Annotated in this window: 14 protein-coding genes; 9 read left to right on the top strand and 5 right to left on the bottom strand. The window is 32.8% G+C overall.

Annotation, left to right across the window (positions count from 1 at the left end; all coding sequences use genetic code 11):
• Window positions 1-59: 59 nt before the first annotated feature.
• Window positions 60-1,328, bottom strand: a complete 1,269-nt coding sequence (locus ACHZDT_RS21825; RefSeq protein ID WP_394776812.1) for a hypothetical protein — start codon at window positions 1,326-1,328, stop codon at window positions 60-62.
• 10 nt (window positions 1,329-1,338) lie between these two features.
• The gene (locus ACHZDT_RS21820; RefSeq protein ID WP_394776811.1) at window positions 1,339-1,572 is read right to left on the bottom strand and encodes a hypothetical protein; all 234 of its coding nucleotides are present in this window, start codon (window positions 1,570-1,572) and stop codon (window positions 1,339-1,341) included.
• 56 nt (window positions 1,573-1,628) lie between these two features.
• On the opposite strand from ACHZDT_RS21820, the gene ACHZDT_RS21815 reads away from it, so the two are divergent.
• The gene (locus ACHZDT_RS21815; RefSeq protein WP_394776810.1) at window positions 1,629-2,450 is read left to right on the top strand and encodes an XRE family transcriptional regulator; all 822 of its coding nucleotides are present in this window, start codon (window positions 1,629-1,631) and stop codon (window positions 2,448-2,450) included.
• A 1,212-nt stretch (window positions 2,451-3,662) separates the two neighbouring features.
• Here ACHZDT_RS21815 and rplS read toward each other — a convergent pair.
• Both rplS and trmD read right to left on the bottom strand, forming a co-directional pair.
• On the bottom strand, window positions 3,663-4,013 hold the full coding sequence (gene rplS / locus ACHZDT_RS21810; RefSeq protein ID WP_394776809.1) for a 50S ribosomal protein L19: 351 nt from the start codon (window positions 4,011-4,013) through the stop codon (window positions 3,663-3,665).
• A 233-nt stretch (window positions 4,014-4,246) separates the two neighbouring features.
• A complete protein-coding gene (trmD, locus tag ACHZDT_RS21805) occupies window positions 4,247-4,927 on the bottom strand; it encodes a tRNA (guanosine(37)-N1)-methyltransferase TrmD (RefSeq protein WP_394776808.1) in 681 nt (226 codons plus the stop codon).
• Window positions 4,928-5,215: 288 nt separating this feature from the next.
• Here trmD and ACHZDT_RS21800 point away from each other — a divergent pair, with 288 nt between their 5' ends.
• From ACHZDT_RS21800 to ACHZDT_RS21765, 8 genes are all read left to right on the top strand, one after another.
• The gene (locus tag ACHZDT_RS21800; protein ID WP_394776807.1) at window positions 5,216-5,554 is read left to right on the top strand and encodes a hypothetical protein; all 339 of its coding nucleotides are present in this window, start codon (window positions 5,216-5,218) and stop codon (window positions 5,552-5,554) included.
• Between the two features lie 249 nt (window positions 5,555-5,803).
• A complete protein-coding gene (gene tnpA, locus ACHZDT_RS21795) occupies window positions 5,804-6,268 on the top strand; it encodes an IS200/IS605 family transposase (RefSeq protein ID WP_394776813.1) in 465 nt (154 codons plus the stop codon).
• 18 nt (window positions 6,269-6,286) lie between these two features.
• Entirely contained in the window at window positions 6,287-6,820 is a 534-nt protein-coding gene (locus tag ACHZDT_RS21790; RefSeq protein ID WP_394776806.1) for an NADPH-dependent FMN reductase, read from the top strand.
• A gap of 52 nt (window positions 6,821-6,872) precedes the next feature.
• Window positions 6,873-7,745, top strand: a complete 873-nt coding sequence (locus ACHZDT_RS21785) for a sugar phosphate isomerase/epimerase family protein (RefSeq protein WP_394776805.1) — start codon at window positions 6,873-6,875, stop codon at window positions 7,743-7,745.
• Between the two features lie 54 nt (window positions 7,746-7,799).
• Window positions 7,800-8,150 carry a cupin domain-containing protein gene (locus tag ACHZDT_RS21780; protein WP_394776804.1) on the top strand — a complete coding sequence of 117 codons (351 nt, stop codon included), beginning with the start codon at window positions 7,800-7,802 and terminating at the stop codon, window positions 8,148-8,150.
• A 142-nt stretch (window positions 8,151-8,292) separates the two neighbouring features.
• Window positions 8,293-9,429, top strand: coding sequence for an MFS transporter (locus ACHZDT_RS21775; protein ID WP_394776803.1), 1,137 nt, complete (start codon window positions 8,293-8,295; stop codon window positions 9,427-9,429).
• Window positions 9,430-9,489: 60 nt separating this feature from the next.
• Entirely contained in the window at window positions 9,490-10,422 is a 933-nt protein-coding gene (locus tag ACHZDT_RS21770; RefSeq protein ID WP_394776802.1) for a peptidylprolyl isomerase, read from the top strand.
• A gap of 97 nt (window positions 10,423-10,519) precedes the next feature.
• Window positions 10,520-10,837, top strand: a complete 318-nt coding sequence (locus ACHZDT_RS21765; RefSeq protein WP_394776801.1) for a c-type cytochrome — start codon at window positions 10,520-10,522, stop codon at window positions 10,835-10,837.
• A 115-nt stretch (window positions 10,838-10,952) separates the two neighbouring features.
• On the opposite strand, the gene ACHZDT_RS21760 is transcribed toward ACHZDT_RS21765, so the two are convergent.
• Window positions 10,953-11,345, bottom strand: a complete 393-nt coding sequence (locus tag ACHZDT_RS21760; RefSeq protein WP_394776800.1) for a GreA/GreB family elongation factor — start codon at window positions 11,343-11,345, stop codon at window positions 10,953-10,955.
• Window positions 11,346-11,615 lie beyond the last annotated feature (270 nt).

The following is an 11,615-nucleotide window of genomic DNA, read 5'->3' as shown; positions in this document are numbered from 1 at the left end:
AATTGATCTCTTTCACAAGAATAGGGTGCTCACTTTGAACCGGAATCAATTGCTCTCTTTTACCGGAATGGGGTGCTCACTTTTACCAGAATTTGCAGTTTATCTGAAAACCACATTTTTGAAATTACTTGCTGTTGTAGTCGATTAAATATTTGTTCTGCTGGACTTGACTTTCTGCCGACTTTATGACTGTAATGTGCTCCTCCTTTTGCAGGAAGCTTATCGTATAAATCTTGCATTTTGTTTGAAGTGTGTCCTGATTGCTTATCATAAGTAAATAGAAAAGGACGACAACCTGATTCATTAACTGCCATTTTAATAGCTCTAAAATGTGACGCATGGTTTTCCGAGTATGCAATGTCCCAACCAATGATTTTTTCGCTGTAAACGTCGAAAACAACGTTAATTTTAAGTTCAGCAGCCATCTTTTGTTTATTGTTCGCAAAGTGTACTAAATCTAATTTGGTACCGTCAATTGCCCACCATGCATTTGGAAACCATTCTGAACGTTTTCTTGTGACCGTGTGTCCGAAATGCTTCATATATTCTTCGCGTCCATCACGAGCTAACATCCAAATACGTTTTTGCTCCGTTTTGTCGAGCCATGCCCCAATTGATCGCTCACTTAAACTTTTCCAGCCTTTTGATTCTCTTACGGATTCGTAAATCTTTAAGACTTCCGAAATTGTATATTTTACGGGTAAACAATACTGCGACATAATAAAATCTGCCACATCGTCAATTATTTTAGATGGATTACTATTCATCCACTTGCCCGAAACTATTGAACTATAGCTTTCATCTTCATATCTTTGAATTGCACGTTTAAATGAGACTACATTTTTGTAGCGAGTGTGCATCCAAGTTTCAGGTAAATTACTGATCGCTTCTAGCATTCTTTCCCACATTTGTTTTTTTCCTCCAAAACGTTTTTGCACAACTACATTTGTAGCAATATGGCTCACCGCATTGAACATAATAGCCTGATGTGTATACTCTTTTTGTTTTTCTTCCGGTAAATGATTTCCATTATCCAAAAGATAATCACGAAAGTATTGTTCTGCCTTATGATCCCATTTCATATAATCACTAAAGACTATGTTTTTTACACTTGCGTAAGGATCAATACCTTTTTCGCGAATAATTTTTTTGAAACGTTCCGGAATAGATTCATATGCCACTAAGGCTTTTCGACCGTTACCTCCAATAGTTATTTTTTTAATTTTACCGTTTGAACACAAATATTTATAATTAGCTTGTGACATTATTCCTGTGTCGTAAAGCCATGTACTTGCCACGCAGAGTGTGTTTTGCTGGTACTCAAACATAAAATTGGTATTAGGCGTTATTTTGTAAATCTTTTACTAAATCTTCTCTGTTGGTAATAATTCTATCTAAAGCATTAAAAGCTTCGACATTTCCCCGAACAAATCTTTTTTTAGCAGTGTCGGGAGTGCAACTAAGTGCTGCTCCGAGAGTTGTGTAGTCTCCGTACTGTAATCTACCTTCAAGCTCCACAATTTCTTTTTTAGTTTTTAGTCCGTTTGTTAGGACATTGTTATTTTTCTCCATAGTTTTGTCTTGTTGTCGTGACAAAGATAGATAAAATAATATCCTAAAAACAAATTATGGATAAAAATATATCCTTTATAAAGGAGAGGATTTTGCAATACGCTGAATTTAAAGGTTTTGCGAAGGATAAGTTTATTGAAAAACTAGGCATGACCTATGGTAATTTTAAGGGAAAACAAAAACTAACATCAGTTAGTTCTGACTTTTTGGATAGCATTTTATCTACATATCCCGAAATCAATATAGAATGGTTGCTGTCAGGAAACGGTCTGATGGAAAAACCAACGATTGTGGACAAACCTGTACAAAATATAAAATCTTCTTTAAATGTAACACCTACATTAGTTGACGAAATTCAAGGAGAAGCACGGCTTTTTGATGATAGTCAAGAACCGGAAATTTTAAAGAATAGTAATGGAAATAAATATTTCGTGTATCCTGATGGTACAGTTAGGATAGAAGTAATTAAAATTCCTTTTAATGCACATGCTTCATATGTAGCGTGTTATAATGATGAAATAATTTTGAGCGAAGAATTTTCAACCATAACCTTTAAGGTAGATCACATTGGTCGTGGTAACTATGTCGGTTTTGAATCTGTAGGTGACAGCATGTGGAATGGTGATGGTTATGATACTCCATCGGGCGCTGACATGTTAGGCAGAGAAGTTGGTAAGCATTTATGGACTAACGGATTCCACAAGACAAAATACGGATTTGTTATAGTATCAAAGGAGGGTATTTGGCATAAAGACATTACAGGTTTAAACGAAAATGGCAACATAACGTTATCTTCTCGAAATCCTCAATCTGAACCATTCGAGTATCCATTAAATGACATAATGCAGATATTTCACGTAATTAAACGCTCTTTTTAATGTAATTTTTTGAAATTCAATTTATTAAGGTATAAATACCAATATAAATGAAAGTATTATCCCCGCCTTAATAGATATATTTATATCCATTAAGGCGTTTTTTATTGTATTAACTATTATTTGATAGATATAATTTTATCTTTTTTACTAACTGCAACACTAACCCCAAAGCTAACCGCAAATATATTATTGTAGGTTTTATAAAAACATTTATATTTGACATTAGCAGGCATAAAAAAACCGTTTAAACAATGTTTTAAACGGTTATTAAAAGTAGCTTAGTTGCTGTTTATAAGGGTTTGAGGAAGATTAATTTGATAAAATGCATAATAGCTATAATAATATCGTTTAAACTGTTTAATAATGGCAATTAAATAGTACATAATAGGCATTTAAAATACTTTTTGTTTTGAGTTGGTTTTTAGGGGTTTTTTATGTTAGGTGCTGATTTTTAAGGGTTTTTAAGGGTTTTTTATATTGTTGATATTAATACTTTTGGTTATACCCCTTATAATATGATAAAATCGAAATTTAGAAAAACTGCTGAATAAATAGAATTCCAAATTTTCATTAAAATACAAACCGATGCTTTATGAGTTTCGGTTTTTTTATTTTGGGCGTGTCCCTCCGGGTCGGGCTATCCGTTTCAAGTCCTCGCACTTCCTTCGTCAGGCTGTGGGCTTTCCACTTCTATCCCTCACGCAAACCGTAGAATAAGAACTTTTGTCAGGCTCAGCGAAGTCTAAAGTTCACTCTGCTTTCTTTTGAATAAATTTTAATCCTTTTTATCAAATCCAAAGTAAAGGCGAAGTCGAAGCCTCAGCCCAATATTGTCATTTCGACGAAGGAGAAATCACACAAGAAGCTCCGTAAAGAATGTCGCCAATCTTTGTCAATTAACGTGTGTGATTTCTCCTTCGTCGAAATGTCAAGATTGTGTTTAAACTTTGCGAAGAATGGATTGAAATCCATCCCTACATTATATTTTGTTCCTCCGGAACTTTTTCTAAAATTCCGGAGGAATGGGTTATTTTGTAGCAACGAATTTTAATCCGTTGATAATGTATGTTGCACAATCTCAGTAACCCGACAAGTTTTAAACCTGTTGGGGTTTGGTGTAAACTAAATTCAAGATATTTAAAAATTAGGCACAAAAAAAAAACTCGTTTCAAATAAATGAAACGAGCTTTTTTATAACAAAGAGATAAATGATTATCTTCTTTTATCTTTAATCTTAGCTTTTTTACCAGTAAGTTCTCTGAAGTAGAAAATTCTAGCTCTACGAACAGCTCCTTTTTTGTTGATTTCAATTTTCTGTAAAGCTGGTAAGTTTACCGGGAAGATACGCTCAACTCCAATAGCTCCAGACATTTTACGGATAGTAAAAGTTTCTGTGTTAGCAGAACCTCTTCTTTGAATAACAACTCCTTTAAAAAACTGAGTTCTTGTTTTTTCACCCTCTTTAATTTCGTAGTAAACTGTGATAGTATCTCCAGCTCCGAAAACAGGGAAATCTTTTTTAGCAACTAATTCGTCTTTAACGAATTTCATTAAATCTGCCATGATATCTTATAATTATGGTTTTTGAATAGAATAACATTCACGGATCTCGCCAGAGGTTAGTCTAATTTGGGTGCAAAGGTAGAAAATAATTATGAATTATAAAATATGAATTATAAATTATTTTAAGTTGTGGGATAATTGGGTATTATCGTTTGTTTTGTTTCAGGTTTCAAGTTTGGAAATACGTTCCAATCTAAACTTGAAACAAAAAAACTTGAAACCTGAAACAAATTTTAATGTTCTTCAAGCAAATCCGGACGTCTGTTTTTTGTGTGTTCATACGCCATATCCTCACGCCATTTATCAATTTTAGCAAAATGACCGCTCGTTAAAACCTCAGGAACTTTCCATCCTTTGTAATCGGCAGGTCGTGTATATATAGGTCCCGAAAGTAAATTGTCCTGAAAACTATCTGTCAGAGCCGAAGTTTCATCACTTAAAACGCCAGGAATTAATCTAATTAAAGCATCAGATAAAACCAAAGCTCCTAATTCTCCACCTGATAAAACGTAATCGCCAATCGAAATTTCCTTCGTAATAAAATGATCGCGAACACGTTGATCCACACCTTTATAATGTCCGCATAAAATGATAATATTTTCATACATCGACATTGTATTGGCCATTTTCTGGTTCAGAGTTTCTCCGTCAGGCGACATATAAATAATTTCGTCGTATTCACGTTCGCTTTTTAAATGCGTAATACAAGCATCAATTGGCTGAACTGTCATTACCATTCCGGCGCCTCCGCCAAACGGATAATCATCGACACTTTTTTGTTTGTTCGTGGTATAATCGCGTAAATTATGAAAATGTACTTCGACCAAACCTTTGTCTATGGCACGTTTCATAATCGAAGCCTCAAACGGACTTCTAAGTAATTCAGGTAAAATTGTTACAATGTCAATTCGCATTTTTTTTCTTCAATAGTTCTAAGCGACAAAGATACAAAGTTAATATTTGTGAATTTTTAAAGATTTTTAAAAATGGAAACGCCTAAAAAAATATAACATTATTAAGTTAATATGTAGGATTTATTTCAATTGATATAAAATAAATCCCAGACTTAACAATTTATTAAACAATTCAAAAAGTAGGAATTATGTAAGCTCAAATTGTTTTTATGTAAATTTATAAAAGGCATTAAAGTTTAATATTACGTTTGATTATTTACTTAAAAACAACTTCTAAATTGATTGGTCATGATAAAGAAAATGCTTTTGCTAATTACTATTTTAGTTTTGAATTCATGTTCTTCAACTAAAAATTCAAGTGAAAATGATAAATGGATTGGACAATCTAAAAAAAATCTTATCAAGTTTTGGGGAACACCAATACGTACTTTGAGCAATTCTGACCAAGGTGAAATATTAATTTATGGAGAACAAGTATATGAAAATGCAAATAATGCAGAAGGCTCCAGGATAGCAGGTCCAAATTACTGGAATTACACTTATGTATATGTAAATAAGGATGAGAAAATTTATTCGTATAAAACAGAAAAGCAACAGCATACGCCGCAGGAAATTGCTGTAAAATAGGTTGTTATGTTGGTTTTTATTAAGTTAAGCTTTTAAAAAATAAAATCATTGCAAATTAAATCCGTTTTTATCCGCGTTTTTACGAAGTAAATCTGTTTTATCCGCGTCAAAATTAGACGTTGATTTTACTGATTCGCTAAAGCGAAAACGCTGATAAAACGGATTTTTCTAGTTACTTTCTTGATTAAACTGTTAAGTAATTTTATAGATTTCCCCTTAACTTAATGACATTGCCAGTAGGGACTACACATTTATGGAAATACATATACTCAAATACATATTCATTTTGTTTTTGCCGTAAAATTTAGACAAGCCATAATTAATAAAAATTGGAAAGAAGACCTATATAAGTATATCGCCGGAATTATTAAAAACAATAATCACAAACTTTTAGCTATAAATGGTTTTTCAGATCATATTCATATTTTAATTGGTATCAGGCCTGCTCAATCTATATCTGATTTGATGAAAATCATTAAACAAGACTCTTCAAAATGGATTAATGCCAATAAGTTTTCAAAATTTCATTTTGAATGGCAAGAAGGTTACGGCGCATTTTCATACAGTAAATCACAATTAGCAACGGTAGTTAATTATATTCAGAATCAGGAATTGCAGCATAAAAAGAAAACTTTTAGAGAAGAATATATTGATTTTCTTGAAAAGTTTGACGTTGATTATGATGAAAAGTTTATTTTTAAGGAATTAATTTAAAGATATTTCCATAAAAGAATGGTTTCCAAAAAAGCAAAAATACTTGCCATTACTGGCAGCACCAGAAAGAATTCGAGCAATTACAAAATTTTAAAATTTATTTCTGAAAACATAAAACCAGAATTTGAGGTGAATATTTTCGAAGATTTAGCTGATATTCCGCATTTCAATCCCGATTTAGATACTGAGAATCCGCCAGAAAAGGTTCAGTCTTTCAGGAATAAAATTATTGAGGCAGACGGAGTTATAATTTGTACGCCTGAATATGTTTATAGTTTGCCCGGAAGTTTAAAAAATGCTTTAGAATGGTGTGTTTCTACTACTATTTTCTCAGATAAAAAGACTGGTTTAATAACTGCTTCGGCTTCCGGAGAAATGGCGCACGAACAACTTTCATTAATAATGAAAACGCTTGGAGCTAAATTTGAGAAAAATAACCAGCTTTTAATACAAGGCATTCGCGGAAAAATTAATGAAGAAGGAAAAATTATAGATCAGGAAACAGAAATTGCTCTTCAGGATTTTATGGAGAATTTCGAAAATCAATTTTAACGTTTTAGGATTCAAATAAAAGTTTAGATTTACATTTCTATTTAAGATAAAAATGGTCACACGAAGAAACTTTTTAATAAATGCAAGTCTTGCCACTACAGCAGTTTTGGCTTTGCCATCATTAGCTTTTACTATGGATAAAAAAGAAATAGGTTTGCAATTGTACACTTTAAGAGAAGAACTTCCGAAAAATGTAAAAGCAACTTTAGAAAAAGTTGCCACCACAGGATTTACAACTGTTGAAACGTATGGTTTTTCGATCAAAGATCAGTTTTGGGGACTTTCACCAATTGAATTGAAAAGAATTTTAGATGCAAACGGACTTAAAGCTTTTAGCGGACATTATAATTTAGGAAGTTTTTTAGCTGACGGAAATACAACAGAACTCAAGGCGGCAATTGAAGCTGCTAAAATTCTAAAAAGCGAATATCTCACAATTCCTTGGGTCGATGAGCCTTTTAGAAAAAACATACATGATTATAATGTAATTGCAAAACGTTTAAACGAAGCAGGTAAAATATGTGCAAATTCAGGTTTGAAATTAGCGTATCATAATCATGATTTCGAATTTCAAAAACATGATGACATTACGGGATATGAAATTTTATTGAATGAAACGGATAAGAATCTGGTGTATTTTGAATTGGATTTATATTGGATTATTCACTCAGGAAATGATCCTGTAAAATTGTTTAAGCAAAATCCGGATCGCTTTAAAATGTGGCATGTTAAAGATATGGATAAAATTAATTCAGCTTTAAATACCGAAGTTGGTTCAGGAACAATTGATTTTAAAACTATTTTTATGGAAGCGAAAAAATCAGGTATGAAACACTTTTTTGTAGAACAAGAGAATAATTATAATCCAAATCCGTTTGAATCAATTAAAAAAAGTTGTGATTTTATTGCTAAAAATTTGGTTTAAAATAAAATCGCGTAAAAATATTATTTTGGTAGAATTCAATTAAAAACAACAAATATGCAAAGTTTTGGAACAAGCAAAGAATTTATAAAAGGAGATGAAATAGAGTGGGAAGTTGTAGGCGAAGGAATTAAACGCAAAATTCTGGCTTATGATGATCGAGTAATGTTAGTCAATGTTCATTTTGAAAAAGGCGCAATTGGCGTTTTGCACGAACATTATCATACACAAGTTACCTATGTTTCCAGCGGTAAATTTGATGTTACCATTAGCGGAGTTACCCAAACCTTAAAAGAAGGTGACAGTTTTTATATTCCGCCTCACGCAATTCACGGTGTATTGTGTTTAGAAAGCGGACTTTTAACGGATGTTTTTAGCCCAATTAGGGAAGATTTTATGAAATCCTAAGGTTTTAAAAACCAGTAGAATTGTTACAAGAAAGACTTGATTTGCTCGTAGATTTGAAAAAATTATACATTTTTTAAAGTTTTCGTACGAATTAGAATAGTATTTTTGCAAAATGAATTTATCCAAAACGAATGTCTTATTTATGGCAGCTTGCACTGGACTTATAGTTGCAAATCTGTATTACTGCCAACCTTTAATTGTTTTAATTGCTAACGAATTTAAAATTCCTGAAGCCAGCGCGGGAACAATCACATATCTAACTCAGGCTGGTTATGCTATTGGGTTATTTTTTATGGTTCCGCTGGGAGATAAAATTGAACGTAAAAAGCAAATTTTAATCACCACTTTCGCCTCTGTAATTGCTTTGATTCTTGCGGCTACTGCCAAAAGTTTTTTTCTTTTACAAATTGCTTCTTTATTAATAGGAATCACATCCATTGTACCACAACTTATTTTGCCTTTGGCAGCGTCATTAAGCGCGCCGGAACAACGTGGTAAAGTTGTAGGAACCATAATGAGCGGATTACTTGTGGGGATTTTGCTTTCAAGAACTTTAAGCGGATTCATTGGTGAGATTTTGGGTTGGAGATCAATGTTTTATATCGCTGCCGGAATTTGTTTATTGATCTTTTTTGTAATCCAGAATAAATTTCCGGTGAATAAACCTCAGTTTCAGGGAACTTATGGTCAATTAATTAAATCTCTTTTTACACTTATAAAAACACAACCTGTTTTGCGTGAAGCGACTATAATAAATGTATTTAGTTTTGCCCAATTTGGAGCTTTTTGGGTCACCATGGTTTTGTTGCTTTCGGGAGAACCTTTTCATTATAGCAGCGCTACAATTGGTTTGTTCGGGATTGTAGGAGCTTCAGGAGCTTTAGCTGCGCCATTAGTAGGAAGATTGGGAGATAAAGGCGGTTCGAGAGTTGCAGTAGGTTACGGCTGTTTATTGATATTAATCAGTTTTATAATCTTTTATTTTTCAATAGAAAGTGTAATTGGGATCGCAATCGGAATTGTATTCATTGACGTAGGAATTCAGGGCGTTCACATCTCCAATCAAACCAGAGTTTATTCATTGCTTCCAGAAGCCAGAAACAGACTAAATACGGTATTTATGTCGTTTAGCTTTTTAGGAACTGCGGCAGGATCTGCTTACGGATTGTTATTATGGAAATTAGGAGGATGGCATGCCGTTACTATTGGTTGTGTTGGTTTATCAGCATTGGCATTTATAGTTTACGGTCTTACTTATAAATCAAAGTCTAAAAAATAGAAACAACAAATTGATAAAAAATTAATTTGTAAATTTGCAATTAAATTAAAAATAACAACAATGGAAAACGGAATATACGCTAAATTCAACACTAGCAAAGGTTCGATATTAGTAAAACTAACACACGATCTAACACCAGGAACCGTAGGGAATTTTGTAGCTCTTGCAGAAGGAAATATGGAAAATAAAGTAAAACCTCAGGGACAAAAATTCTATGACGGATTAACGTTTCACAGAGTTATTCCTGATTTTATGATTCAGGGTGGATGCCCAAAAGGTACAGGAACCGGAGATCCCGGTTATAAATTTGATGATGAATTTCACCCAAGTTTAAAACACGATCGCCCGGGAGTTTTAGCAATGGCTAATTCAGGACCTGCAAGTAATGGTTCTCAATTTTATATTACTCACGTTCCAACTTCTTGGTTAGACGGGAAACATACTGTTTTTGGTTATGTTGTAGAAGGTCAGGATATCGTTGATGCTGTTGCTCAGGGTGATGCTCTTGAAAATGTCGAAATCATCAGAGTTGGTGAAGAAGCTGAAAAATTTAATGCTATCGAATCATTTATTGGTTTAAAAGGGGCTCGTTTAAAAAGAGATGCTGCTTTAAAAGCTGAATCTGAGGCTAAAATGGAACAATTAGCTGCTGGTTTTGATAAAACTGAAAGTGGTTTGCGTTACAAAATGATTCAAAAAGGAGACGGTAAAAAAGCTGAATCTGGTAAAACAGTTGCAGTTCACTACGAAGGATCTTTAGAAAACGGAAAAGTTTTTGATTCCTCTTACCCACGTAAAAAACCAATCGAATTTAGATTAGGTCAAGGTCAGGTTATCGAAGGATGGGACGAAGGTGTTGCTTTATTACAAGTAGGTGACAAAGCTCGTTTTGTAATTCCGTCTGATTTAGCTTATGGAGCTGCCGGAGCAGGAGGAGTTATTCCACCAAACGCAACTTTGATTTTCGACGTTGAATTAATGGAAGTAAAATAATAAAATAAGAAGCAATTTAGTATTGTTTTAAATTAGAATCCCATATGTCAAGGCGTATGGGATTTTTTTATATTTACTTTCAAAATAAAAGAAAACAATGAAATTAAAAATCTTAACTCCTGCTGTTGCAGCACTGCTTTTAGCGTCATGCGGAACTCAGAAAACTGCTTCGGCAACAACGGCAGAAACGACTTCGCCAGTAAAAGAAACAGTTAAAAATGTTGCATTAACGCCTGAATTGGCAGAAGGCAAAAACTTGTACGAAAACAGTTGTGTAAGATGTCATAAATTATATGATGCAAAGAAATTTACTCAGGAAGAATGGAAGCCAATTTTGGCAAGAATGCAGAAAAAAGCAAAGTTAGATGATACTCAAATGGCTTCAATATCAAATTATATAACTTCTCAATTGTAAGAAGTTGATTTTTATAGATTCATAAAAACTATTCAGTAATATTGTTATTGGATAGTTTTTTTGTTTAAAACAGAACATAAAAAAACACCTTCACGAATGAGGTGTTTAAAAAGGATTAATTGCTTACAGAAATATTATTTACAGCAATTATTTTTAAAGTTTTTATTCCAGCCGGTAATTCCCAATCAACTTCGTCATTTTCCTTAAATCCAATAATAGCAACGCTTAAAGGAGCAAGAATTGAGATTTTACTTTGTTTTACATCTGCAAATGAAGGTAATACAATTTGAATTTTCATTTGCTTATTTGCTTTTACATCTTCGATAGTAACAAAAGAATTGATTCTTACAATCGAGTTGTCTAATTCTGTTTCTTTGCTAATTACGGCGCGATCTAATTCTTGTGAAAGCTGATTGGCTTCTTTAGCATTGGTTGAATTTTTACTTTTTAAGATCAATTCTCTTAAAAAATTATAATCTGTTTTACAGAAAGTGGGTGTCGGTTTCATATTATGTTTTATTTATTATTGTTATTAATTTATTTGAATGTCAATGTTTTGTGTAATTTCTTTTCAGGCTGATAAATGCATAATTTTTATTCCAAATTGCTATTGCAGATTGAAATTTTGAATAATACGTTTTGGAAATTTTTGATTGAAAAAACCAAAGAATTATCTGAGAGAGAATTTACTCTTTCAAATAAAACAAATGATTAAATCGTGGTATAAATCCTCCGCCTGAAAGAAGAAATTGAAATAGACGGAGGCCTAATTGATAAA

It is taken from the genome of Flavobacterium sp., from assembly GCF_043722275.1.
GTDB lineage: Bacteria > Bacteroidota > Bacteroidia > Flavobacteriales > Flavobacteriaceae > Flavobacterium.
Note: the sequence above shows the minus strand (reverse complement) of the source record. Positions and strands in the feature narration are given on the sequence as shown.

What these genes read in the sequence shown, in the direction of transcription:
- ACHZDT_RS21825 (WP_394776812.1), bottom strand. Translation starts at nt 1,328, where the DNA reads ATGTTTGAGTACCAGCAAAACACACTCTGCGTGGCAAGTACATGGCTT.
- ACHZDT_RS21820 (WP_394776811.1), bottom strand. Translation starts at nt 1,572, where the DNA reads ATGGAGAAAAATAACAATGTCCTAACAAACGGACTAAAAACTAAAAAA.
- ACHZDT_RS21815 (WP_394776810.1), top strand. Translation starts at nt 1,629, where the DNA reads ATGGATAAAAATATATCCTTTATAAAGGAGAGGATTTTGCAATACGCT.
- rplS (WP_394776809.1), bottom strand. Translation starts at nt 4,013, where the DNA reads ATGGCAGATTTAATGAAATTCGTTAAAGACGAATTAGTTGCTAAAAAA.
- trmD (WP_394776808.1), bottom strand. Translation starts at nt 4,927, where the DNA reads ATGCGAATTGACATTGTAACAATTTTACCTGAATTACTTAGAAGTCCG.
- ACHZDT_RS21800 (WP_394776807.1), top strand. Translation starts at nt 5,216, where the DNA reads ATGATAAAGAAAATGCTTTTGCTAATTACTATTTTAGTTTTGAATTCA.
- ACHZDT_RS21790 (WP_394776806.1), top strand. Translation starts at nt 6,287, where the DNA reads ATGGTTTCCAAAAAAGCAAAAATACTTGCCATTACTGGCAGCACCAGA.
- ACHZDT_RS21785 (WP_394776805.1), top strand. Translation starts at nt 6,873, where the DNA reads ATGGTCACACGAAGAAACTTTTTAATAAATGCAAGTCTTGCCACTACA.
- ACHZDT_RS21780 (WP_394776804.1), top strand. Translation starts at nt 7,800, where the DNA reads ATGCAAAGTTTTGGAACAAGCAAAGAATTTATAAAAGGAGATGAAATA.
- ACHZDT_RS21775 (WP_394776803.1), top strand. Translation starts at nt 8,293, where the DNA reads ATGGCAGCTTGCACTGGACTTATAGTTGCAAATCTGTATTACTGCCAA.
- ACHZDT_RS21770 (WP_394776802.1), top strand. Translation starts at nt 9,490, where the DNA reads ATGGAAAACGGAATATACGCTAAATTCAACACTAGCAAAGGTTCGATA.
- ACHZDT_RS21765 (WP_394776801.1), top strand. Translation starts at nt 10,520, where the DNA reads ATGAAATTAAAAATCTTAACTCCTGCTGTTGCAGCACTGCTTTTAGCG.
- ACHZDT_RS21760 (WP_394776800.1), bottom strand. Translation starts at nt 11,345, where the DNA reads ATGAAACCGACACCCACTTTCTGTAAAACAGATTATAATTTTTTAAGA.